At 51.6% G+C, this 23,811-nt stretch carries 17 protein-coding genes, 1 tRNA gene, 1 pseudogene and 1 riboswitch; of the genes and pseudogenes, 15 read left to right on the top strand and 4 right to left on the bottom strand.

Annotated elements, in window-relative coordinates; translation table 11 throughout:
- Position 1: 1 nt before the first annotated feature.
- The 3 genes from C7E10_RS04725 to C7E10_RS04715 are packed head-to-tail and all read left to right on the top strand — an operon-like array spanning position 2 to position 1,760.
- A complete protein-coding gene (locus tag C7E10_RS04725) occupies positions 2–829 on the top strand; it encodes a shikimate dehydrogenase family protein (protein ID WP_160101832.1) in 828 nt (275 codons plus the stop codon).
- Positions 826–1,326 (top strand): shikimate kinase, encoded by a 501-nt coding sequence (locus tag C7E10_RS04720; protein WP_105326198.1) that lies wholly within the window; start codon positions 826–828, stop codon positions 1,324–1,326. Before C7E10_RS04725 ends, C7E10_RS04720 begins: the two co-directional genes overlap by 4 nt.
- Positions 1,323–1,760 carry a type II 3-dehydroquinate dehydratase gene (locus tag C7E10_RS04715; RefSeq protein ID WP_105326197.1) on the top strand — a complete coding sequence of 146 codons (438 nt, stop codon included), beginning with the start codon at positions 1,323–1,325 and terminating at the stop codon, positions 1,758–1,760. The genes C7E10_RS04720 and C7E10_RS04715 overlap by 4 nt, the downstream gene beginning before the upstream one ends.
- Before the next feature lie 978 nt (positions 1,761–2,738).
- On the opposite strand, the gene C7E10_RS04710 is transcribed toward C7E10_RS04715, so the two are convergent.
- On the bottom strand, positions 2,739–3,806 hold the full coding sequence (locus tag C7E10_RS04710; RefSeq protein WP_105326196.1) for a mechanosensitive ion channel family protein: 1,068 nt from the start codon (positions 3,804–3,806) through the stop codon (positions 2,739–2,741).
- A gap of 154 nt (positions 3,807–3,960) precedes the next feature.
- Between C7E10_RS04710 and C7E10_RS04705 the strand changes: the two genes are divergently transcribed.
- Entirely contained in the window at positions 3,961–5,199 is a 1,239-nt protein-coding gene (locus C7E10_RS04705; RefSeq protein WP_105326195.1) for a glycerate kinase type-2 family protein, read from the top strand.
- A 91-nt stretch (positions 5,200–5,290) separates the two neighbouring features.
- On the opposite strand, the gene thiC is transcribed toward C7E10_RS04705, so the two are convergent.
- Entirely contained in the window at positions 5,291–6,589 is a 1,299-nt protein-coding gene (gene thiC / locus C7E10_RS04700; protein WP_105326194.1) for a phosphomethylpyrimidine synthase ThiC, read from the bottom strand.
- A gap of 56 nt (positions 6,590–6,645) precedes the next feature.
- A riboswitch (TPP riboswitch) is annotated at positions 6,646–6,743 on the bottom strand.
- 208 nt (positions 6,744–6,951) lie between these two features.
- On the opposite strand from thiC, the gene nifJ reads away from it, so the two are divergent.
- The 8 genes and pseudogenes from nifJ to C7E10_RS12515 form a co-directional block, all read left to right on the top strand.
- Entirely contained in the window at positions 6,952–10,455 is a 3,504-nt protein-coding gene (nifJ, locus tag C7E10_RS04695) for a pyruvate:ferredoxin (flavodoxin) oxidoreductase (protein WP_105326193.1), read from the top strand.
- Positions 10,456–10,942: 487 nt separating this feature from the next.
- Positions 10,943–12,547, top strand: coding sequence for a Na/Pi cotransporter family protein (locus C7E10_RS04690; RefSeq protein ID WP_231086038.1), 1,605 nt, complete (start codon positions 10,943–10,945; stop codon positions 12,545–12,547).
- Between the two features lie 527 nt (positions 12,548–13,074).
- The gene (locus C7E10_RS04685) at positions 13,075–13,629 is read left to right on the top strand and encodes an LOG family protein (RefSeq protein ID WP_105326191.1); all 555 of its coding nucleotides are present in this window, start codon (positions 13,075–13,077) and stop codon (positions 13,627–13,629) included.
- Positions 13,630–13,699: 70 nt separating this feature from the next.
- Positions 13,700–13,774, top strand: a tRNA-Gly gene (locus C7E10_RS04680).
- A 134-nt stretch (positions 13,775–13,908) separates the two neighbouring features.
- Positions 13,909–14,838, top strand: coding sequence for a glycosyltransferase family 8 protein (locus C7E10_RS04675; protein ID WP_105326190.1), 930 nt, complete (start codon positions 13,909–13,911; stop codon positions 14,836–14,838).
- Between the two features lie 31 nt (positions 14,839–14,869).
- A complete protein-coding gene (locus C7E10_RS04670) occupies positions 14,870–16,066 on the top strand; it encodes an O-antigen ligase family protein (RefSeq protein ID WP_105326189.1) in 1,197 nt (398 codons plus the stop codon).
- 240 nt (positions 16,067–16,306) lie between these two features.
- Entirely contained in the window at positions 16,307–17,641 is a 1,335-nt protein-coding gene (locus C7E10_RS04665) for an IS3 family transposase (RefSeq protein ID WP_200820203.1), read from the top strand.
- 47 nt (positions 17,642–17,688) lie between these two features.
- Positions 17,689–17,832: pseudogene (locus C7E10_RS12515) on the top strand (IS30 family transposase); the annotation flags it as partial.
- On the opposite strand, the gene istA reads toward C7E10_RS12515, so the two are convergent.
- On the bottom strand, positions 17,833–18,687 hold the full coding sequence (gene istA / locus C7E10_RS04650; protein WP_105326188.1) for an IS21 family transposase: 855 nt from the start codon (positions 18,685–18,687) through the stop codon (positions 17,833–17,835).
- A 159-nt stretch (positions 18,688–18,846) separates the two neighbouring features.
- Complete coding sequence (locus C7E10_RS04645) at positions 18,847–20,184, bottom strand: sulfatase-like hydrolase/transferase (RefSeq protein ID WP_105326187.1); 1,338 nt, start codon at positions 20,182–20,184, stop codon at positions 18,847–18,849.
- A gap of 233 nt (positions 20,185–20,417) precedes the next feature.
- Between C7E10_RS04645 and C7E10_RS04640 the strand changes: the two genes are divergently transcribed.
- The 3 genes from C7E10_RS04640 (at position 20,418) to C7E10_RS04630 (ending at position 23,536) form a co-directional block, all read left to right on the top strand.
- On the top strand, positions 20,418–21,251 hold the full coding sequence (locus tag C7E10_RS04640; RefSeq protein WP_105326186.1) for a carbon-nitrogen hydrolase family protein: 834 nt from the start codon (positions 20,418–20,420) through the stop codon (positions 21,249–21,251).
- A 102-nt stretch (positions 21,252–21,353) separates the two neighbouring features.
- The gene (locus C7E10_RS04635) at positions 21,354–22,520 is read left to right on the top strand and encodes a nucleotide sugar dehydrogenase (protein WP_105326185.1); all 1,167 of its coding nucleotides are present in this window, start codon (positions 21,354–21,356) and stop codon (positions 22,518–22,520) included.
- Between the two features lie 14 nt (positions 22,521–22,534).
- Positions 22,535–23,536 (top strand): NAD-dependent epimerase, encoded by a 1,002-nt coding sequence (locus C7E10_RS04630; protein ID WP_105326184.1) that lies wholly within the window; start codon positions 22,535–22,537, stop codon positions 23,534–23,536.
- The last annotated feature ends 275 nt before the right edge of the window (positions 23,537–23,811 follow it).

Raw genomic sequence — 23,811 nt, 5'->3', positions numbered from 1 at the left:
TATGAAATTGGGATTATTGGGACGGGTTTTGGGGCACAGCCTCAGCCCGGAAATTCATACAAAAATTTTCCAGGCACTGGGAATTTCCGGTACCTATGACCTGGTGGAGCTGGAACCGGAACAGGTGGGGCCTTTTCTTACCCAAGAGACTCCGGCCTACAACGGCTGCAATGTGACCATTCCCTACAAGGAAACGGTGCTGCCGTATCTTACAGAAATCAGCCCGGAGGCGGAAAAGATTGGAGCCTCCAATACCCTTTTCTTTACAGATGGGGGAGTAAAAGGCTATAATACAGATTATCACGGGTTTGACCAGATGCTTCAGGCCTACGATATTCCCCTTGCCGGGAAAAACGTTACGGTACTGGGCAACGGCGGTGCGGCCAAGGCCGTGCTGCAGGTGGTGGCGGACCGGAAAGCGGCCCAAATCACCATTTTAGTCCGCAGCCGGGAAAAAGCCCAAAACAGCCTGTCCCGTTTCCTGAAGGCCCAGCCGGAAACCCAGCTGAAACTGTACACGGAACTGGAAGACCTGCCCGGGGGCGACGTGATCATCAACACCACCCCTATTGGCATGTACCCCAAAACCGGGGTCAGCCCGGTGCCCGCGTCCTTTGTAGGAAAGTTCGGGGCCGCCGTGGATATTATCTACAATCCGGCCGTGACCCAATTTCTGGCCGATGCAGCCGCCGCAGGGGCCAAAACCTGCAACGGACTCCACATGCTGGTGGGCCAGGCCGTGGCTGCGGAAGAAATTTGGCTGCAAAAAAAATTACCGGCAGAATTGGTGCCGCAAATCGTAAAACAGCTGGAGGAAAATTTTAAATGAGTAATATTGTCCTGATTGGCATGCCGGGCGCCGGCAAAACCACCATTGGACGGAAACTGCACAAACTTCTGGACCGCCCGGTCCTGGATTCCGACGACCAGGTGATCAAGGAAACCGGCCGCAGCGTGAAAGACCTGTTCCAGGAAGGGGAGGACGTATTCCGGGCGGCGGAAACGGCGGCCATCAAGACCCTGTCAGAAATGGACGGCATCATCATCTCCTGCGGCGGCGGAGTGGTCAAGCGGCCGGAAAACATTGCGTATTTGCAGCAAAACGGCAAGATTTTTTTCCTGAACCGGGATCTGGAAGCCATTGCCGGTTCGGTGGACAAGACTTCCCGGCCCCTGCTCAATTCCGCAGAGGACCGGCTGACGCAGCTGTATCGGGAACGTATGCCCCTGTATCTCAAATACAGTGACTACGCCATTCCTGTAAATGAAGATTTTGACCAAACGGCCGCCCAGATTGTGCGGCTGATCAAGGAGCTGGGATTATGAAAATATTGGTGCTAAACGGACCCAATATCAACCTGTTGGGCATTCGGGAAAAGGAAATGTACGGCCATGACGATTACGTGGCCCTGTGTCAGTACATCCAAAGCACGGCCCATGAACTGGGCATTACCGTGGATGTGCAGCAGACCAACAGCGAAGGGGAAATGGTGACCCTGATCCAGGAAGCCCTGGATGTGTACGACGGACTGGTCATCAACCCCAGCGCCTACGCCTGCTACAGCGTAGCTATCCTGGATGCGTTAAAGGGCGTGGGACTGCCTTCGGTGGAGGTTCACCTGACCAATGTGTATAAACGGGAAACCTACCGGCAGCATCTGGTAACCGCCGCCGGCAGTGTAGGCACTATCTGCGGTCTGGGCTTCCAGGGCTACGGCCTTGCCCTGCGCTACCTGGTGGACTATATTGCCGCCCGTTAAGCGCCAGTGAAAAACGCATACAAAAGGAAATGAAATGGCCCCTGGCATGTTGCCGGGGGCTTGTTTTGTGCAGGGAGGGGCTGCCTTGCAGTTTCTTGACTGCACCACCTAAGAGCTGATTTAACATAATGCTTCCATTTTTTATACCAACTTTACTAAAAGTTCTTACCTTCTTACCTTTCAAAATCATAAGGTAAGAACTGGAAACCCGCATCAGTCCTTGCTCTGCGCTATTTTTCTTACCTTCTTACCTATTTTTATACAGCCCCATATATATATATATATATATTAATTAACGATAGACGGGTATTTTATTTTTTTTATTTTTCTCTTTATATATCTATATGTAGGTAAGAAAGGTAAGAAGGTAAGAACAGGAGCCGCAAACCCAGTGTCTATGCGGGTTCTGAGATTTCAAATTTTCTTACCTGGTTCTTACCTTTTTTTGCAAGGTAAGAACTTTTTAGGAGGGCTGTGGGGTCAGCAGGCTATAGGCGATGGCCTGGCACGCTGGACACCAGGAAAACGGACATAAAAAAGGGGGGTGAAAAATGGCTTGTGAACTAGTTTGAGTTCGCAAGCCATTTTTTGTTCGTTATAGCCGTATCTAATAAACTTCCTCAGTCAGTCCTGCGGACTGACAGCCCCTCCACGCTTGGATGGGCCGGCCTTAGGCCCATACTGGTCGTGTGCTGAACGAGTATTGAAATGAAATCTCGGTATGTAAATATTAGCACTACGCTTCTCTGTCACTTGACCAGTAGAGGTCTAGAACGCTTCCTGCAAGCGTTGCGTTCGCGTCCAAACATCGCCATAAGTTATCCAAAAGATGTTTGGAATACGCGAGCCATGTGATAGCGGCCTGCAAAGCAAGTCCGTAGGACGCAGCTGAGCAGCTAGCCGCGAACCACTGTAGGAAGTGTCGCCGTAGGCGACGATAGAAGTTTTATTTTTTCACAGCCCCTGTTTTTTATGCTGTCAGCTATTGGCCGTTTCCTGCTTAGGCAGCTTTTCCACGTAAATGCTGGTGCTGGGGAAGGCGGCGGAGGTGCCGGTTTCGTCCATGAGTTTCATGAGTTCCAGGTTCAGTCGTTCCTGGACTTTCATGAAGTCGTTGTAGCTGGTCAGGCGGCTGTAGCAGATGATGGTGATGTTCAAACTGCTGGCGGCCATTTCGGAAAAGGCTACGGTCATATCGTCCTGGAAAATATCCGGGTCGTTTTTCAGGTAGTTGGTGATTTTTTCCACCAGGGCCTGCATTTGTTCCACAGTGCTGTCGTAGGTAACGCCCAGGGTCATGTTGATTCTTCTGCGGTCCCGGTTGGTGAAGTTCTGGATGGGGGTGTTGATGATCAGGGAATTGGGGATGTACACCAGGGCTTTGCCGAAGGTCCGGACGTTGGTGCTGCGGAAGGAAATGGATTCCACAATGCCTTCCACGTCATTGCAGATGATCCAGTCCCCAATGTGGAAGGGCTGGTCCATGAGAATTACCAGGCAGGCGAAAAAGTTGGCCAGGGAATCCTTGGCGGCCAGGGAAACGGCCAAGCCGCCGATGGACAGGCCGGCGATGAAACCGCTGATGTTGAAGCCCCAGGTGCTCAGCACGCTGGCTACCAGGAAGAAGATAATCAGCAGGTGGAAGAAAGAGGACAGGATGCCGCTAATGGCGGGGTCCACCTTCCGGCCTTTTTTGCTGATGAAGTAGTTGAAGAAAAAGTTGGTGCTGCGGCTCAGGTTGTAGACCACCCAGTAGAAGACGGTAATCATTACTGAGGAGAGCAGGTTCCGGGCAATGGAGGTGGAGGCCAAGGCACCCCAGGGGGAAGCCGCCAGGGCGGTATAAAGGCCAAAGGCCAGAATGGCCAGCCGGCCGGGCCGGTACACGGCGGAAGCAATGCTGGCATCGGCGTCCACCGGCAGTTTGTCCAGGATAAAGCGGATGAGCTTTTCACTGACAATCCGGAAACCAATATAGAAAAAAGCCGTAAAAGCCAGGGCGATGCAGCAGGGCACCCAGGCCATAATATCATCGTATAAGATCATAGGGACCTCCTTTGGGGCAGGGGATGTAGCACAAAGTATAGTCTGATTGTACCATTGGAAGCCGTCCCAGTGCAAGAAAACAGGACGGAGGCAGGCTTGGTATGGTATAATCGGAGGCAGTGAAAACTTGTTGAACAAAACTGGAGGAATCCCCATGTCGTTACGTACAGACGCAGAAAAAATCATGCAGAGCGCCATTACCGCATCCCTGCCCGATACCGCAGTGGAAAAGGCCCTGCAGCATAAGGAATTTGGCAAAGGAAAAATTGTGCTGGTGGCCATTGGCAAGGCTGCCTGGCAAATGGCCAAAACGGCCAACTATATTTTAGAAGGCAAAATTTCCCAGGGCATTGTCATTACCAAATACGGCCACTCCAAGGGCGAGCTGCCGCCTTTGGAAATCTGGGAAGCCGGTCACCCGGTGCTGGACGAAAATTCCCTGAAGGCGACGGAGCGGGCCATTGACCTGGTGTCCGGCCTGACTGCGGAAGATACGGTACTGTTTCTCATCAGCGGCGGGGGTTCCGCCCTGTTTGAAAAGCCTTTGATTCCCTTAAAGGAACTCCAGGCCATTACCTCGGACCTATTGGCCAGCGGGGCGGACATTGTGTCCATGAACACCGTCCGCAAGCGCCTCAGTGCCGTCAAGGGCGGGAAGTTTGCCCAGCTGTGCGCACCGGCCAAGGTGTACGCCATTGTGCTCTCCGACATTATCGGGGATCCTCTGGATATGATTGCGTCCGGTCCGGCTTATCCCGATACCAGCACCAGTGAGCAGGCCCTGGAGGTCATCCGGAAATACAAGATTATGGTGTCCCCAGAAGCAGCCGCTGCCCTCCAGCAGGAAACGCCTAAAGCGCTGGATAACGTGGAAACCATCATTACCGGCAGCGTTACGGAACTGGCTGCAGCCGGCAAAGCGGCGGCAGAAGCCCTGGGCTACGAAACCCTGGTGCTGACCACCAGCCTGGCCTGTCAGGCCAAAGAAGCCGGCAGTTTCCTGGGGGCCATTGCCCGGGAGTACGCCGGCAAGGGCAAAAAACTGGCCTTTATGGCCGGTGGGGAAACGGTGGTGCATCTCCACGGCCGGGGCAAGGGCGGCCGGAACCAGGAATTGGCCCTGTCCGCCGGAGAAGGCATCAGCGGCCTTACAAACGCAGCAGTATTTTCCTTTGGCAGCGATGGCACCGACGGTCCCACGGACGCAGCTGGGGGCTACGCCGACGGCAGTACCAAAACGAAGCTTCTGGAGCAGGGGATTACCATTCCTGGGGTCCTGGAGCAGAATGACGCCTACCATGCCCTGGAAAAGACGGGCGGTCTTCTGATTACGGGGGCCACGGGCACCAATGTGAATGACTTGGCAGTCCTGCTGCTTGACGAAAAACTCTGATGTATAATTAAAATTAATGAAAGGACCCAGTTTGGGGCAGTTTGACTGTCCATCACTGGGTCCTTTTTGTCAACTTGGGCGAAGCAGGGGCTTATTTCTTTTTCACTTCGTCCAGGTATTGGCCGATGATTTTTACGGCGCAGTACTCTCCGCACATGGAGCAGTATTCTTCGGAATCCTTATTCTTGGCTTTCCGGAAGGCTTTGGCCTTCACCGGGTCAATGGCCAGACGGATCTGTTCGTCCCAGTCCAGCACCTTCCGGGCCTTGGCCATGGCCAGGTCCTGGGCTACGGCAGAGGGCAGGCCCTTGGCTACGTCTGCGGCATGGCCGGCAATCCGGGCGGCAATGACCCCTTCCCGGACGTCATTGATATCCGGCAGGCCCAGGTGTTCTGCCGGGGTGACGTAGCACAGGAAATCGGCACCGCTGACGGCGGCCAGGGTGCCCCCAATGGCGGAGGTAATATGGTCGTAGCCTGGGGCAATGTCCGTTACCAGTGGACCAAGCACGTAGAAGGGTGCTCCGTGGCACAGGCGCTTTTCCAGCTGCATATTGGTGGCAATCTGGTTAAAGGGAACGTGGCCCGGGCCTTCTACCATGACCTGGACGCCCTTGTCCCAGGCCCGCTGGGTCAGGCCGCCCAGGTTCAGCAGTTCCTGAATCTGGGACCGGTCGGTGGCGTCCGCCAGGCAGCCCGGCCGCAGGCCGTCGCCCAAGCTGATGGTCACATCGTAGCGGGCGCAGATGTCCAGGATTTCGTCGTAGTATTCGTAGAAGGGGTTCTCCTTGCCGTTGTGGAGCATCCACCCGGAAATAAAGGAGCCGCCCCGGCTGACAATGTCCATGACCCGGCCTTCGGCAATCAGGGTATCCAGCACCTGGCGGGTAATGCCGCAGTGCATGGTCATAAAGTCCGCCCCGTCCTTGGCCTGCTTTTCCACCACGTCAAAGATATCGTCCTTGGTCATGTTAATGACCTGGCCGTGGGTGGTAATGGCGTGGACCGTGGCCTGGTAAATGGGCACAGTGCCCACCATTACCGTGGAATGCTCCAGAATGGCCCGGCGGGAGGCGTCAATGTTGTCCCCAGTGGACAAATCCATGACCGCATCGGCGCCGGCGTCGATGGCGGCTTTCAGCTTGTCCAGTTCCGGTGCCGGATCCGGGTAGGCGGAAGAGGTTCCGATATTTGCGTTAACCTTGGTGGACAGCCCTTCGCCCACGCCCCGGGCCACCAGGCCCCGGTGGTTGATATTGGCCGGAATGGCGATGGTGCCCTTGGCTACCCGGTCCCGGATAAGGCTGGCCTCCAGCCCTTCCTGCTGGGCTACGGCCTGCATCTGTTCGGTGATGATTCCCTGTAATGCTGCTTGTCTCTGCGTCTTCATGACGACTCCTCCTTGGATAAAAAAGGGCCGCTTCCCTTTGCGGAAAGCGGCCGAAAAAACGGAGTCTACCACTTTCCTTCGGCGGTACTAACCGCATCAGGTTCAAAGGGTCGACCGTTTTGGTCTCTCAGCGAATGCGCCCCTAGTGATGGAGCTAGTTTAACAAAAAAATGAAAAGAATGCAACAAAAATTTTGGAGTGTTAAATTATTCAATAGGTGACAGTATTCAGTAAATTGTATGCAAAATAGGAAAAATTTATTTGTGCTTCTGGAGAATTTGCGTTATACTATTTACGACTAGGGGGACTATGGAAGTCTTATTATCGTAGTCATTATCTCTTAGAAAGAGGGGCTTATAACAATGAAAAAAATGAAGACAATGGATGGTAACACCGCTGCCGCGTATACTTCTTACGCTTTTAGTGATGTTGCAGCGATCTACCCCATTACTCCTTCTTCTCCGATGGCAGAAGTGAGTGATGAATGGGCTTCCCATGGGAAAACGAACATGTTCGGACGCCCGGTAGAAATCATGGAAATGCAATCTGAAGCTGGTGCTGCTGGTGCTGTGCACGGTTCTCTGGCTGCAGGTGCTTTGACCACGACCTATACCGCTTCCCAAGGTTTGCTGTTGATGATCCCCAACATGTACAAAATTGCCGGCGAATTGCTGCCCGCTGTATTCCAGGTAGCTGCCAGAGCTCTGGCCACCAGCTCTTTGAACATTTTCGGCGATCACAGTGACGTTATGGCTTGCCGTCAAACGGGCTTTGCCCTGCTGGCTGAAAGCAGCGTACAAGAAGTTATGGACATGTCTGCTGTTGCTCACCTGTCCGCCATCAAAGGCCATGTACCTTTCCTGAACTTCTTTGACGGTTTCCGTACCTCTCACGAAATCCAAAAGATTGAACTGCTGGACTACGAAGATCTGAAGAAACTGGTTGACTACGATGAACTGAAGAAATTCCGTGACCATGCTCTGAACCCGGACAACCCTGTTATCCGCGGCACTGCACAAAATCCGGATATCTACTTCCAGACTCGTGAAGCTGTAAACCAATATTACGAAGCACTGCCTGCTATCGTTGAAGAGTACATGGGCAAGATCAGCGAACTGACTGGCCGTGACTACAAACTGTTCAACTATACCGGTGCTCCCGATGCTGAAAACGTTGTTGTTATGATGGGCTCCGGCGCTCAGACTGCTGAAGAAGTAGCCAAGCTGCTGGTTTCCCAAGGCGAAAAGGTCGGCGTTCTGAACGTTCACCTGTATCGTCCGTTCTCCGCTAAATACTTCCTGGCTGCTATGCCTAAGACTGTAAAACGCATTGCAGTTTTGGACCGCACCAAAGAAGCTGGCTCCAACGGCGAACCTCTGTACCTGGATGTTCGTGACATTTACTACAACGAAGCCGTTAAACCTCTGATCGTTGGCGGCCGTTATGGTCTGGGTTCCAAGGAATTCTATCCTGGCGATGCCCTGGCTGTATTTGATAACCTGAAGAAGGCTGAACCCAAGAACCACTTCACCGTAGGCATTGTGGACGATGTAACCAACACCTCCCTGCCGAAAGAACACGTTCTGGATATCACCCCGAAAGGCACCACCTCCTGCATGTTCTGGGGCCTGGGTTCCGATGGTACCGTAGGTGCCAACAAGAGCGCTATCAAAATCATCGGCGACAAGACCGATATGTACGCTCAAGGCTACTTCTCCTACGACTCCAAGAAATCCGGCGGTATTACCGTATCCCATCTGCGTTTCGGTCATACCCCCATCAATATGCCTTTCCTGATCAACTTCGCTGACTACGTAGCTGTTCATAACTCCTCCTACGTTCGCCGCTACAATGTAGCTGCTGGCCTGAAGGATGGCGGTACTTTCCTGCTGAACTGCCCTTGGTCCGCTGAAGAACTGAACAAGGAACTGCCTGGCCAGCTGAAACGCTACCTGGCTGCTCACCACATCAACTTCTACACCATTGACGCTGTGAAGATTGCTTCCGAAATCGGTCTGGGTGGTCGTATCAACATGATCATGCAATCCGCTTTCTTCAAACTGACCGGTATCATCCCTGTTGAAGATGCTGTGAAATACCTGAAGGAATCCATCGTTCACTCCTATGGCAAGAAAGGCCAGAAGGTGGTTGACATGAACAATGCTGCCGTTGACAAAGGTGTTGACGCCATTGTGAAGATCGATGTTCCTGCTGACTGGGCTAACTGCGCTGACGAAGAACTGTATCCGAAGACCGGCAACAAGTTCGTTGACGAAGTTATGGTTCCCATGAACAAACAAGAAGGCCATGACCTGCCCATCAGCAAACTGATGGATCAAGCAGATGGTACGTTCCCCTCCGGCACTGCTGCTTATGAAAAACGCGGCGTAGCCATCAACGTTCCTGAATGGCAAATCGATAAATGTATCCAATGCAACCAATGCTCCATTATGTGCCCTCACGCTGCCATCCGTCCTGTACTGATGACTGAAGAAGAAAAGAATGCTTCTGGCGTAGACGCTAAACCGGCTCTGGGTGCAAAAGGTATGTACTTCCGCATCGCAGTATCCCCGATGGACTGCCAAGGCTGCAGCAACTGTATCGATGCCTGCCCCGCTCCGGGCAAAGCACTGGTTGCTAAACCCTTCGCTACCCAGGAACATCTGAAAGATGCTTGGACCTACTTCACCACCAAGGTATCCCACAAGGATAACCCCATGAACAAGTACACCGTAAAAGGCAGCCAGTTCGAACAACCGCTGCTGGAGTTCTCCGGTGCCTGCGCAGGCTGCGGCGAAACCCCGTATGCCAAACTGGTTACCCAGCTGTTCGGCGATCGCATGATGATTGCCAACGCTACCGGCTGCTCCTCCATTTGGGGTGCATCTGCTCCTGCAATGCCTTACACCAAGAACTACAAGGGTCATGGTCCTGCTTGGGCTAACTCCCTGTTCGAAGACAACGCTGAATACGGCTTGGGCATGTACCTGGGCGTAAAAGCTGTCCGCGATCGTCTGGCTGAAAACATGACCGCTGCTGCTGCAGGCAACGTTAGCGCTGACCTGAAAGCTGCTCTGGAAGATTGGGTAGCCAACAAAGAAAACGGCGAAGGCTCTCGTGAACGCGCAGAAAAACTGACCGCACTGCTGGAAGCTGAAAAAGCTGGCAATGCTGATCTGGAACATCTGTACGCCAACAAACAGTTCTTCGTAAAACGTTCTCAATGGATCTTCGGCGGCGACGGCTGGGCCTATGATATCGGTTACGGCGGTTTGGACCACGTACTGGCATCTGGCGATGATGTAAACATCATGGTATTCGATACCGAAGTTTACTCCAACACCGGCGGTCAATCCTCCAAGTCCACTCCTGAAGCTGCAGTTGCCAAGTTCGCTGCCAGCGGCAAGAGAACCAAGAAAAAGGATCTGGGCATGATGGCCATGAGCTATGGCTATGTATATGTTGCCCAAATCAACATGGGTTACGACAAGAACCAGGCTCTGAAGGCCATTAAGGAAGCTGAAGCTTACCATGGTCCTTCCCTGATCATCTGCTACTCTCCTTGCATCAACCACGGCATCAAGAGAGGCATGCAGCACTCCTTCCAAGAAGCCAAGGCTGCTGTTGACAGCGGATACTGGGTAAACTTCCGTTACAACCCTGAACTGAAAGAAGAAGGCAAGAAGAGCTTCTTCCTGGACAGCAAGGCTCCTACCGAAGATTTCGAAACCTTCCTGAAGGGCGAAGTTCGGTACGCTTCCCTGGCCAAGACCTTCCCGGATATTGCGGAAAGCCTGTTTGCCAAGACGAAGAAAGACGCCGAAGAACGTCTGGAAAACTACAAAAAACTGGATGCTGCAGAATAACTGACGCATTCCCTGAGAAGCTGTGCCTCTGGCACAGCTTCTCTTTTTTTGCGTTTATTTGGTACGAATCAGGCCTCTGAGGGAATATGGACAAATTTGCAAAGTCACTTAAAAAAAAGGAAAATACTGCGAAAAAAATTTTACGGAATTTTTTCTAAAGTTTACAATAAAAAACTGTCTTGATAACTTAAATGCATACAGCAATTTTGCGTTTTGCAGCGAAAAATATCCAGAAAATCCGTGACAGGTTTGTGAAAATATTACAATATTGAGATGGATGTACGAATTGGCCCCTAAGAATTGCTAAAACCAGGAAAATTCTCCTTTTAGTCAGAATAGACAAATATGTAAAGTATGGTGCAATTTCACGGAAATTGCTAGCTTGAACGAACTAGATGTGATAGAATTTAGGCGTGTAAAGCTTTACACAAACGTTACTCATTTTTTACTTTAGTACCGCAAACAGACTATAGCGGAGGAGATCATCTTGGTTCACTTTTTTCTATTTTTAGGTGGTATTTCTTTATTCCTTTACGGTATGTCGCTGATGGGCGATGGGCTGCAAAAGGCAGCTGGCGCCAAGCTTCAGAAAATCCTGGGCGCACTGACCCGCAGAACCATTTACGGCGTAGCCTTGGGCGCTGGCGTTACAGCCGTGCTCCAGTCTTCCAGTGCCACAACGGTTATGGTTGTTGGTCTGGTAAACGCCGGCCTGATGAATTTGGAACAAGCCTTTGGGATTGTTATGGGGGCCAACATTGGTACCACCATGACCGCCCAGTTGATTGCCTTTAAGTTAACTGATTATATTACCCTGATTCTGGCCATCGGTTTCCTGATGCAGGCCGTGTGCAAAAAACGCCAGCTGAAACATCTGGGTTCCGTACTCCTGGGTTTTGGTATCCTGATGCTGGGTATGGCCATGATGGGGGATGCAGTAACTCCCCTGCGGCAGCATAAGGCCGTGATTGACTTCCTGGGCCGCTTTACCACCCATCCGCTGCTGGGCCTGGCCGTTGGTCTTTGCATGACCCTGGTGATCCAGTCCTCCTCCGCTACCATCGGTATTTTGATGGCTATGGCCAGCCAGGGCCTGATTCCCCTGGAAGGCGCCATCCCCGTCCTGTTGGGCGATAACATTGGTACCTGTATTACCGCCGTACTGGCAACGGTACAGGCCGGCCTGAACGCTAAGCGTGTGGCTTGCTCCCATGTTATGTTCAACCTGATTGGGTCCATTATTGCTATGACCTTCCTGCCCCAGTTCATCCATTTGGTGCTGCATATTTCTCCAGCAGGGGATATTGCCCGGCAGATTGCTAACGCCCACACCTGCTTCAACGTGGTGAACACCATTTTGTTCCTGCCCTTTGCCGGCAAGTTCACCCAGCTGATCAAGAAGCTGATGCCTGGGGACGAAACCGAAATCAACTACCAGCCCAAGTATCTGGACCGGAACGTATTAAATACCCCGGCCATTGCCCTGGAACTTTCCACCAAGGAAGTTGCCCGGATGGGCGACCTGGCCTTGGAAAATATCCACAAAGCCTTCGAAGCCGTAGACAAATACGACAAGAAGAAAGTGGAATTTGTCCTGGATCATGAACCGGTGGTGGACAGCCTGGAAGAAGCCATTACGGTGTATCTGACCAAAATGTCCGAAACCAACATGAGCAAGGAAATGTCCACGGTCCATACGGGCCTGCTCCATGCCTGCAGCGATATTGAACGTATTGGTGACCATGCGGAAACCATTGCCAAGCGGGTTCGCAGCATGAACGAAGACGGCACCCACTTCTCTGCCCAAGCCAATGCGGAAATGAAGGAGCTGGAAGTCCTGGTAGAAGGGGCAGCCACCAAGGCCATCAAAGCCCTGGAAACCCACGACCAGGAACTGGCCAAGGCTTCTCTGGACCTGTCCCATCAGGTATCCGCCAAGCAGAAAGCCATGAGAAAGAGCCACGTAGAACGTCTGAACAAAGGCATCTGCACTCCGGAAACTGGCTTTGTGATGTTGGAATTATTGCTGAACATGAAACGGGTCAGCGACCACGCCAAAAACATTGCCCAACTGGTCATGGGCGAGTTCTAAAGAATATTGTGAGAGGAGCTGCTGCGGCAGCTCCTTTTTTGTTGTTCATTATAGCCATAGCCGGATTCAAACCTCAAAACTGCTGTGCTGATTAAACTTCTATCGTCGCCTTGCGGCGACACTTCCTACACGCTTGCAGGAAGCGTTCTATGCCGCTACTGGTCAAGTAATAGACTAGGGTTAGTGCAGGTATTTACGAACTATGCTGCTTTGCTACACACGTTTAGCACACGACCAGTATAGGCCTAAGACCGGCCCCTTCAAGCGTTGCGCTCACATCCAAGAGCATGTCAGTTTATCAAAATGCTCTTGGCTAATGTGAGCCATGTGATAGCAGCCCAAGAAGCAAGCCCGCAGGGCGCGGCTGATTGGAGCGCTGCGAACCACTAAGGAGCTGTCAGTCAGCATGGCTGACTGAGGAAGTTTTTTTCAACCCCCTTTTTTCTTCGGAAAAATCCATTGCAGCGGCTGCGGGGAAAGCTTATAATGGACGTCAGAGTGTATAAAATGTTACAGGGAGTATAAGTATGAACATTACGGTTTATTTGGGCTCCAGCAAGGGAAATCATCCCTGCTATGAGCAATTTGCCAAGGAGCTGGGTACCTATTTGGCCCAGAACGGTCATACCCTGGTGTACGGGGGCAGCCGCACCGGTCTTATGGGCATACTGGCAGAAACAGTGCTGGCCCAGGGCGGACGGGTGGTAGGTGTAGAAACCCGGTTCTTTGTAGAGAAGGAAATGCAGCAGCCCGGTCTCAGCCGGCTGTTGATCACTAAAACCATGGCGGAACGGAAAGCCAAAATGCTGGAGCTGGGAGATGTGTTCCTGGCGTTTCCCGGGGGTGTGGGTACCCTGGAAGAAATCAGCGAGGTGATGGCCAAGCAAAAGCTGGGGTTGATCACCAAGCCCTTTGCCTTTTTGGACGTGAACGGCTTTTACCAGCCGCTGAAGGCTGCCTTGCAGCAAATGGTCCAGGAAGGCTTCCTGGGGGAAGATTGGTTCCAGGACGTGCCCTTTTTAAGCACGCTGGAGCAGGTGGCCCAGTTTATTGCCCAGGCCGCACCGCTGGTGGCCGAGTGAAAAATAGTAAAAAATGCAACAAAAGGTATTGACAAAACTGCTCATATCCAGTAAAATCTAATCATGTTTTGCGGAAGTAGCTCAGTGGTAGAGCACCACCTTGCCAAGGTGGGGGTCGCGAGTTCGAATCTCGTTTTCCGCTCCATGTAAAAGTCAGCCACTGTGCCAGGGGTTCCTGGACAGTGGTTTTTTTGTGGGAAAAAGCGCCTAATAGTTGAGAAAACAGTGGTTCTATTGTATGATAAAATAGAATAATTAGCGGCAGAGGGGGAAACAAGCATGGAAGAGATTGCAGTAGCATTGGCAGCCGATGAACGGTATGCCCAGCATGGGGCGGTGACTTGTGCCTCCATTCTGCTTCAGCACCGGGAAGGTCTCCCTGTGCATTTTTATTTTCTCAGTGACGGGATCTCGGAAGAACAGGAGTCCGGCATTGCTGCAACGGTAACAAACCTGGGGGGAATCATTACCTTCATTCCTACAGGAAATATAAAAATCGAGGCCCATACCAGCGGCCATGTGAACCGGGCTGCCTATCTGCGGCTGCTGCTGGATCAGCTGCTGCCGGCTTCCGTAACCAAGGTCATCTATCTGGATACGGACCTGCTGGTCCTGGACGATATTGAAAAGCTCTGGAATACGCCTTTGGGAGGCCATCCCCTGGCGGCGGTGCCCGATTTGGGCATCTTGTGCTCCAAGCGGATGGTGAAGCAAAAAGAAGTGACCTTGGGCCTTAAGGCTGGGGATCCCTATTTCAATTCCGGGGTCATGGTCCTTGACCTGGCCGCCTGGCGCCAGCACCACTATGGCCAGCAGGTGCTGGAAAAGGTGGAGCAGGGGGCCTACCGGCATCACGACCAGGACGGTTTGAACCTGGTGTTTCAGGGCAACTGGATGCCCCTGCCCCTGCGCTGGAATGTGATTCCTCCGGTGTTTACCCTGCCGCTGAAGGTACTCAGCAGCGGCCAATGGAAAACCTCGGCCATCCGGGCAGCGGAAAACCCGGCGGTATTCCACTGGGCCGGCCGGTATAAACCCTGGGAATTTGCCCGGGACGGAGCCTTTAACGAAAAATATTATGACGTGCTGGCCAAAACTGCCTTTGCGGATGCCCCCATGCCCCAGCCCAGCAAGGATATGAAGGGTAAGTCCATCTTGCGGCAGGAGCTGCGGATGAAGCTGGCGGGAGTTTGGAGCAAGCTATTGTAATGGGAAAATCTGTGGTAATGGGGAGCAAAGCGTGAAAGCATTAATTACTAGAGAATCATTTATAACTGTCTGTGTAAATTTGTTTTTGTTATTTGTGTGCTGTACCAAATGGAATGCAGGGTTTAGCATCAGTGCGGGACTGGTAATTGCGGGTATTCTGTATTGCTTGGCTAAAAAAGAGAAATTTACCCTGCCGCCTAAAGCATTTTTGATGCCATACCTATGCTTTTTAGGTACCGTGACCTTGGCCTCGTTTCTTACCGGAGATCCTGGCTCCATCCGGACGGCCCGGAATTTTATTGCCTATTCCCTGCCGGTCTGGGTGACCTATTTCGCCTTGCAGAAGGTGGCTTCTTTGTGGGACGCTACCCAGTGGGGACTTTTGGGAGGCAGCTGGGTGCTGGCGTATTACCCTATGAAAGCTATTACAGATGGTCACCTGTATGAACGACTAAGAGGACCTTTTGCTGCATACAATCATATGGGCATGACTTTAGAAGCACTGTTGCCTTTTTTATATCTGACAGCCCTTCATCATTGGTATACCAAAAGAGGCTCAGCAAGAATTCTTTATACACTGCTATTTGGCGGTACAGCACTGTTTATGACGGTAGCCCTGCTTATGAGCCAATCTAGAGGTGCTATTGCCGGCTTTTTTGTTGGGCTTATGGTCGTATTTCTGTATTCTATTTTTAATAGAAAAACTACATGGAAAATGCCTAGTCGAATCGTTATCTTTGTTGTGCTTTTAAGTGTGTGTGCAACAAGTTTTTTTGCGATTTCTAGGCGCTATCAAGTCCGTTCTTATGACCATGAACGAGTACTGCTGCTCCATTCTGCCTACCATATGTGGCAGGACCACAAGGTGTATGGGGTGGGCTTTGACCGTTGGAATGAGGTATACCGGGCCCATTATATTCTGCCCGGAGCTCATGAGCCGACACTGACTTTACCGCACAACAATATTGCTAATTTCTTTTCTGGCACAGGTACGCTGGGTGGAATTGGCTATTTGGCTTTTTTGGCAAGCAATATATTATTACTACTGTATGTAATGAAAAAACAACCAGAAAATCTCTTTCCTTATGGAATGCTGTGGTATTGCATCGGATTACTTCTTATTCATGGGATGGTGGACAACACTTTTTATGCAAAATATGAATTACATTTGTATTTTGCTTTTTGGGGCATTGCCTTAGGCAGTAAAGCGCAAAGTGAAAAGAATTGAGCATTGTTATATATGCTGGAAGAATCTATAATGGAACTATGAATTAAGACAACTTCGAAACTATTTCTTAATGTGAATCTCGTGGTATACTGGAGGCGATCAATGAAAAAGGAGATAATCATCATGTCACGCACGCGCCGTCATTTCACGTCGCAATTCAAANCTATAATGGAACTATGAATTAAGACAACTTCGAAACTATTTCTTAATGTGAATCTCGTGGTATACTGGAGGCGATCAATGAAAAAGGAGATAATCATCATGTCACGCACGCGCCGTCATTTCACGTCGAAATTCAAATCCGATCTCGTCATCGAGCTGCTCAAGGGTGAGAAAGACCTCAACACGCTGGCGGCTGAGAACGAAATCCTGCCGAACCTCTTGCGGAACTGGAAGAACGAGTTTCTCAGCAAGGCAAGCATCATATTCGATGATTCCAGAGAGGACAACCTCAATCAAAAACTCGAGACCGAGCGGAAGGAGAAAGCCTCCTATGCCCGCAAAGTTGGCCAACTCACCATGCAGGTGGATTGGTTGAAAAAAAATCTGAGGAAATTCTTGGACCGGACTACGAGAAACAGTATTCTCCAAAACCTTTCGAGGAGTGAGTGCAAGGAGCTTTCCCTTCGGAAAGCAGCAAAGCTGCTCGGCGTCAACCGCACAAGCCAATACTACCACCCCAAAGAGAACACTCCATCAGATGAAGAGCTGGAATGCAAGCGCATCATCGATCGTTTCCACACGGACAATCCTGCCTGGGGCGCAAGGCAGCTGGCCTCGCAGCTGCAGCGCCTCGGGCATCAGGCCGGACGACGCAAGACAGCTCGCTATATGCGCGAGATGGGCATCGACGTCATCTATCCGAAGATGAACCTTTCCAAGCGGCAGCAACAAGCGCAGGTGATGCCCTACCTGCTGAAGCATGTGGATATTCAGCAGCCTAACCAGGCATGGTCCATCGACATCACCTACATTCCCCTGGAGCACGGTTTCGTTTATCTGACAGCCATCATCGACTGGTACAGCCGCTGCATTGTTGGCTGGGAGGTGGACGATACCCTGGACACCCGGATGGTCATTGCCGCCGTAAGGAAGGCGCTCCGTATAGCAAAGCCGCAGATTCTCAACTCCGACCAAGGATGCCAGTTCACCAGCAAGGAGTACNGCTGCATTGTTGGCTGGGAGGTGGACGATACCCTGGACACCCGGATGGTCATTGCCGCCGTAAGGAAGGCGCTCCGTATAGCAAAGCCGCAGATTCTCAACTCCGACCAAGGATGCCAGTTCACCAGCAAGGAGTACAAGGCTTTCCTCAAGGAACACAAGATCCGCCAGAGCATGGATGGCAAGAGCCGCTGGGCCGACAACATCAAGATTGAGCGGTGGTTCCGGACATTCAAGTATGAGGAAGCCTATCTCACGCAGTACCGCAACATCCGGGAGGCTCGCAAGGCCATCCGCAACTACATCAACGTGTATAACTTCCAGCGCTGCCACTCAGCCATCGGGAACGTCCCGCCAGCAGAGCGCTACTTCCCGGCACTGCTGCTCAATGCTGCAATGTCTGCTGCCTGATACATTTAGAAATTCATCGATTTTGGTCTTGACAAACGTGCCACTATATAGAGCGGTTCTCTGATGAGGATATCCTGAACATGGCAGATACGCTGAACCAGCGCCCACGTCGTGTTTTGGGCTACCATACGCCGTCAGAGCTATTTGATGCATTCCTCGATGAAGTTTATGCTATTGAGTGTGTTTCTTGATTATAGTTGTTCAAATTCAACTTGCAATTTACCAAAGAATTTCCTTGAACGTAAGGCAGCAAGAATCCAGGTTTCAGCAAAACGCACAGAAGCTTCTGCGGAGCTTTTATCCTTAGGCCTGCGCACACGGGCTGGTACAATTGCCGTACCATAATGTTCAGCCAATTCCTGGTAACTGTGGTTTAGGATTGTTTCATACTTAGTATTAGACGTGGTTGCAGTTTTGCAATTGTCAGGAATTAGAAGCCGAGGAACACCACCATAAAACTTGAAGGCGTGGATATGGCAGTTCAGCCAGTTCTCAGTTTTCATATCGTCGCAGGCTTCTGCATAGGTATAATAACTGCACGGCAAGGTGGCAATAAAGAGATACGCTGGGCTTGTACTGCCGGTTACCGGGTCATATACGGGAAGAGTATCCCCAGCCCAGTCGACCTGCATGGCATCGCCAGGTTTATGCTGAATACGCATGGTAGCTTTGGTTACCCGAGCCCATTTTCGGTATTTCTCTGCAAATTGTGTACTCATATAAGGCGTTTTGCCAGTCTCGTAGCACTGTCTGCAATATTCTTCCCATAGAAGCGTCATCGTTACACCAGATTTTGCTAGTTCCCGATGGATGTAGGGATAGTCTGGTTCAACATAAAAAACTTTGGTCATGCTCTTTCTTGGGAATAATATTGTTTCCAATTCAGCATTAGTGATGCTGGAATCCAGCGGCCAGCTAATGCCTTGTTGGTCTGCAGCCTTGTAGACTGCACTGATGGTTGGGCGAGAAGCAACTTTGGTTAAAGCTATCCCGCGTTGAGTGCACCCCTTGCTTCGCAGCATAAGAATCTTTCGGTAATCCGTCATATGAGGACCCCCTTATACTAAAGTCACACGAGAACCGTGTGCTATCTTCAGTATGAGAGTTATTGAGCAGGGTGGCAAATACTTCCGGAAGGATGGTCAAATAACTGCGGCAGAGTGGTAAAAAAAGTCCGTGCACATGGCAAAATCGTATCGGTATATTCAGTCATAGCGGAAATGGCTGCCGGTCAGGTGCAGTACAATAAAATTGTTCTGGCCGCCAGGAACTTCTTGAAGGGCGGAAAGCAGCACTTCATCGGTTCCTTTGAAATTTTCCCGGTAATCCGCCTGCTGGGAAATGACGGTAATGCCCGCATCGGAGACAACCCCGGCTTCCTGGGTAGAAAGCCAGTAGGTGGTATAACCGGCTTTTTTGGCTAGGCTCATAAGATCCACGGCCTTTTTGAGGGGCACTCGGTTGTACTGGTTGGCACTGGTAAGAGCTTGGGTTACGGCCATAATGGTGTTGGGAAAATTGGCGTAGGAATTGGGATAAAAGAAAAAATTGGGATTCTGTTTCATGGTCCGTTCCCAGGGGGTGGAATCAAAACTGGTGGGGGCAAAGGCTGACATGGCATCCCGGGTGGCACTTTCTCCAATGACCAAAATGATGGTTCCGGGAACTTTTTGACTAATTAACTGTTCTTGGGACAGCAGCTGAAGCTTTTGTGTATTTCGGGGCAGGTTTTTCTTTAACTCCAGAAAAGCGCGCATAGGGCCGCCTTTTTGGTATAGATGCGTCAAACGGTCCAAGGGAAAGACGGAAAAGGTATAACTGCCTGTAAAGTATAACACTAAGGCCAAAACGGCAAGCTGTTTCTTGCGGGAGCTTACCGACAGGCTTTTCTGCGCAGCGGGGAAGGCCAAACTATGGACCAGCGCCAGAAAAGACCCTGCCAGAAGCAGAAGAATGGTAAGCAGCAGGGGCTGGGAAAACGTAGCCGTCAAATAGTTGTAGGCTTCCAGCGGAGTGGTGGCGATGATGGACATCAGGATGATCTCATCCATGGGTTTGCCGTAATGGACGAAATAAAACAGATAAGCCATGGCACTGGTGATTTCGCCCCACAGGGGCAGGGCACAAAGCACACCAAGCGGCAGCTGCAGCCGTCCGGCTTGGGGCAGCAGTTGCTGCAGCAGCCAGACGGTGGTGTACAGCAGGCTGGGGAAAATCCAGTAACTGCCCACGTCTTCTTGAAAATAGTCGGGAATCCAGGAAAAAACATAGCTGTAGGGAACCAGCCATAACAGCAGGAGCAGCAGGGGAAGGGACTCCAGGGAGAGCTTCCTGGAGGTTAGGCTCTCTTGGAGAAACAGGCAGCCCCAGAGGAAGACAAAGCTGCGCAGCAGCCGCAGCTGGGTGATGTGGTGCAGGGGCAGCAAGGGAGATTGAAAGAAACTAAACCAGAGCAATAGGAAAAATAGGACGATGCGCAAAGCAGTCTTGAGACTGCTGCACAGATTGTGTTTGGTGGAAGGGGCGAGTAACGGAATTTGCAACGATAAACCTCCAATATTGTGTATAATATGTGACAAAAATATTTGCCATTATTATAAGTTATATCAAAGAAAATTGAAAGAGTTGAAACAAAATGAACCGTGAACCGGGATGTCAGCTGGAAAAAATCCCTGAAACTTCTTTGCCCGTTGTATAATAAAATATACAGTTGCATTTTCTGTAGAAATTACCCTGGATGCCTGGCCTGCCAGGCTTTGTAAGGAGGCTATAGCCTATGACAAAATGGATTGCAGCAGCGGTGCAGATGGATTCCCAGGACAACCTGGAACAGAATCTGGAAGCGGCTGCCTATTACGTAAAAGAAGCGGCCCAGCGGGGAGCCCAGCTGGTGGTGTTCCCGGAATGCATGAACTACCTGGGCCGGGGTATTGCTGACCATGCAGAAAGTCTGCCGGGCGGCAGGACCTATCAGGTGATGGCCCAGCTGGCCAAGGACTACGGCCTGTGGCTGGAAGCCGGCAGCATTTATGAAACCAACGACCAGGACCCCAAGCGGCCCTATAATACCACTTATCTGCTGAGCCCGGAGGGGCAGCTGCTGGCCAAGTACCGGAAACTCCATCCCTTTGACGTGGTGCTGTCCAGCGGGGTGACCAGCCGGGAATCTGACCGGGTATGTCCCGGGGACCAGGTGGTGACGGCGGAAGCCGGAGAGCTGGGAAAACTGGGTCTGGCCATCTGCTACGATATCCGCTTTGGGGAACAGTTCCGGCTGATGGCGTTAGAAGGGGCCAAGGTGCTGACCATTCCCGCCAACTTTACGGTGAATACCGGGAAGGACCACTGGGAAGTGCTGCTCCGGGCACGGGCCATTGAAAATGAATGCTACGTGATTGCCCCGGACCAGATTGGTAAGAAACCCAAATTCCAGGCCTATGGCAATTCCCTGATCATTGACCCCTGGGGCCAGGTGATTGCCCGGGCGTCCAATAGACCGGGGATAATCCTGGCAGAAATTGACCTGGACTATGTGAAACAGGTTCGGGAAGAAACCTTTACCCTGGCCAATCGCCGGCCGGATGTGTATCAATTGGCGAGAACCAAATAGACTGTATAGTCCGTTCCAAACCCTTGGGACCGTGGGCATTCCACGGTCCTTTTGTGGTATAATAGAATGTATTGTGTTACTGAAATAGAGGGGGAAAATAGCATGAAGATTGCCATTGCCGGAACAGGCTACGTGGGAATTTCCAACGGGCTGCTTTTGGCACAGCATAACCACGTTGTGGCACTGGATATTGTGTCCGCCAAGGTGGAAATGCTGAATCGGGGAGAATCGCCTATTGAGGACCAGGATATCTCCCGTTTCTTGCAAAATAAAGCATTGGATTTTCGGGCCACTGTGGATCCCCAGGAGGCCTACGGGGAGGCGGACTATGTCATCATTGCTACGCCCACCAATTATGATCCTCAGAAGAACTTCTTTGACACGTCCTCTGTGGAAAGCGTGATTGAGCAGGTGCTTTCCATTGCTCCTGAAGCTTATATGGTCATCAAGTCCACGGTGCCGGTGGGCTATACGGAGGCTATGCGGACCCAGTACGGGACGGACCATATCCTGTTTTCTCCGGAATTTCTCCGGGAAGGGAAGGCCCTGCATGACAACCTGTACCCCTCCCGCATCGTGGTGGGCAGCGATACGCCGGCAGGCCATCGGTTTGCCCAGCTGCTGGAAGAAGGGGCTGCCAAAAAGGACGTGCCTGTGCTGTTTACGGGCTCTACGGAAGCGGAAGCCATCAAGCTGTTTGCCAATACGTACCTGGCGCTCCGGGTGGCCTATTTCAACGAACTGGATTCTTATGCGCAGGTCCGGGGCCTGAACACCCGACAGATTATCGACGGGGTTTGCCTGGATCCCCGGATTGGTGATTTCTACAACAATCCCTCCTTTGGCTACGGGGGCTACTGCCTGCCCAAGGATACCAAGCAGCTTTTGGCCAACTACCAGGACGTGCCCCAAAATCTGATTTCCGCCATTGTGGAAGCCAACCGGACCCGGAAGGACTTTATCTCCGATACCATTCTCTCTCGGAAACCGGCGGTGGTGGGGATGTACCGGCTGACCATGAAAACGGACTCGGACAATTTCCGGGCCTCCGCCATCCAGGGCGTCATGAAGCGCATCAAGGCCAAGGGCGTGCCGGTGGTGGTGTACGAACCTACCCTGAAGGAAGACGAATTTTTCCATTCCCGGGTGATTCGGGATTTGGCAGAATTTAAGAAGGTCAGCGACGTGATTGTGGCCAACCGCTGGTCGGAGGAACTGGCGGACGTGAAAGAAAAGGTCTTTACCCGGGACCTGTTTGACCGGGATTAAGAAGGGAGCAGACCATGAGCGAAAAAAAGCCTTTTGATCCAGAGAAAAAAGTCTTGATTACCGGCGCTGCCGGTTTTATCGGTTTCCACCTGGCCAAGCGGCTGCTGTCCCTGGGCGCCCAGGTGGCAGGGCTGGATAACCTGAATCCTTATTACGATGTGCATCTGAAATTGGACCGGCTGCGGGAATTGGACCTGTATCCCTCGTTTTCCTTTACCTGCGGGGACCTGGCCGATGCCGGCGCCGTAAATAGCCTGTTTGACGAATTTAAACCGGATATTGTGGTGAATCTGGCGGCCCAGGCTGGGGTCCGCTACAGCATTGACCATCCCCGGTCCTATATTGACTCCAACATTATCGGCTTCTTCAATATCCTGGAGGCCTGCCGGCATTTTCAGCCGGAGCATCTGCTGTATGCTTCCAGTTCCTCGGTGTATGGCAACCAGCAGAAGACGCCCTTTGCCACCACGGACCCGGTGGACCATCCCATCAGCCTGTATGCGGCCACCAAAAAATCCGATGAGCTGATGGCCTATACCTACAGCCACCTGTACGGCATTCCGGCTACGGGGCTGCGGTTCTTTACGGTGTATGGGCCCTTTGGCCGGCCGGACATGGCCTATTTCAGCTTCACCCGGAAGATTATGGCGGGGGAACCCATCAAGATTTTCAACCAGGGGGATATGTACCGGGACTTCACCTATGTGGACGATATCGTCGCCGGAGTAGAACGGATGCTGTGCAATCCGCCGGTACCCAACGAAACCGGGGACCGGTACAAGCTGTATAATATCGGCAACAACCATCCGGAAAAGCTCATGACCTTTATTGAAACCCTGGAGGACGTGCTGGGGAAAAAGGCCCAGAAGGAATTCCTGCCCATGCAGCCCGGGGATGTGTACCAGACCTATGCAGATGTCAGTGAGCTGGAAAAGGACTTTGGGTTTAAGCCCCAGACCTCTATCCGGGAGGGGCTGAGCCAGTTTGCCCAGTGGTATAAGAAGTATTATCGCTGACGAGGTGGGACGGTCCGCTGGATGGGCGTGGATAAAACCTCATTTGGTGGTGTGAAGAAATACTTATTCCCGAAAGAAAAAACGGCTTGCGAGTGCAAAAGAATTCGCAAGTCGTTTTTTATAGCCGTATCCAAGCCTCAAAACTTCCTCAGTCAGTCCTACGGACTGCCAGCCCCTTCACGCTTGAAGGGGCCGGTCTTAACCCCATACTGGTCATGTGCAAAACGGGTATAGGAAAGTAATCTATGGCATGTAGATAAATTTCTACTTCTATT

Source organism: Acidaminococcus hominis, from assembly GCF_900291475.1.
Taxonomy (GTDB): domain Bacteria; phylum Bacillota; class Negativicutes; order Acidaminococcales; family Acidaminococcaceae; genus Acidaminococcus; species Acidaminococcus hominis.
The sequence above is the reverse complement of the archived record's forward strand: the minus strand, read 5'-3'. Positions and strand labels throughout refer to the sequence as shown.

Coding starts and splice junctions, on each gene's coding strand:
- C7E10_RS04720 (WP_105326198.1), top strand. CDS start 826: ATGAGTAATATTGTCCTGATTGGCATGCCGGGCGCCGGCAAAACCACC.
- C7E10_RS04705 (WP_105326195.1), top strand. CDS start 3,961: ATGTCGTTACGTACAGACGCAGAAAAAATCATGCAGAGCGCCATTACC.
- nifJ (WP_105326193.1), top strand. CDS start 6,952: ATGAAAAAAATGAAGACAATGGATGGTAACACCGCTGCCGCGTATACT.
- C7E10_RS04635 (WP_105326185.1), top strand. CDS start 21,354: ATGAAGATTGCCATTGCCGGAACAGGCTACGTGGGAATTTCCAACGGG.
- C7E10_RS04675 (WP_105326190.1), top strand. CDS start 13,909: ATGGAAGAGATTGCAGTAGCATTGGCAGCCGATGAACGGTATGCCCAG.
- C7E10_RS04640 (WP_105326186.1), top strand. CDS start 20,418: ATGACAAAATGGATTGCAGCAGCGGTGCAGATGGATTCCCAGGACAAC.
- C7E10_RS04630 (WP_105326184.1), top strand. CDS start 22,535: ATGAGCGAAAAAAAGCCTTTTGATCCAGAGAAAAAAGTCTTGATTACC.
- C7E10_RS04710 (WP_105326196.1), bottom strand. CDS start 3,806: ATGATCTTATACGATGATATTATGGCCTGGGTGCCCTGCTGCATCGCC.
- C7E10_RS04685 (WP_105326191.1), top strand. CDS start 13,075: ATGAACATTACGGTTTATTTGGGCTCCAGCAAGGGAAATCATCCCTGC.
- thiC (WP_105326194.1), bottom strand. CDS start 6,589: ATGAAGACGCAGAGACAAGCAGCATTACAGGGAATCATCACCGAACAG.
- C7E10_RS04715 (WP_105326197.1), top strand. CDS start 1,323: ATGAAAATATTGGTGCTAAACGGACCCAATATCAACCTGTTGGGCATT.
- istA (WP_105326188.1), bottom strand. CDS start 18,687: ATGACGGATTACCGAAAGATTCTTATGCTGCGAAGCAAGGGGTGCACT.
- C7E10_RS04725 (WP_160101832.1), top strand. CDS start 2: ATGAAATTGGGATTATTGGGACGGGTTTTGGGGCACAGCCTCAGCCCG.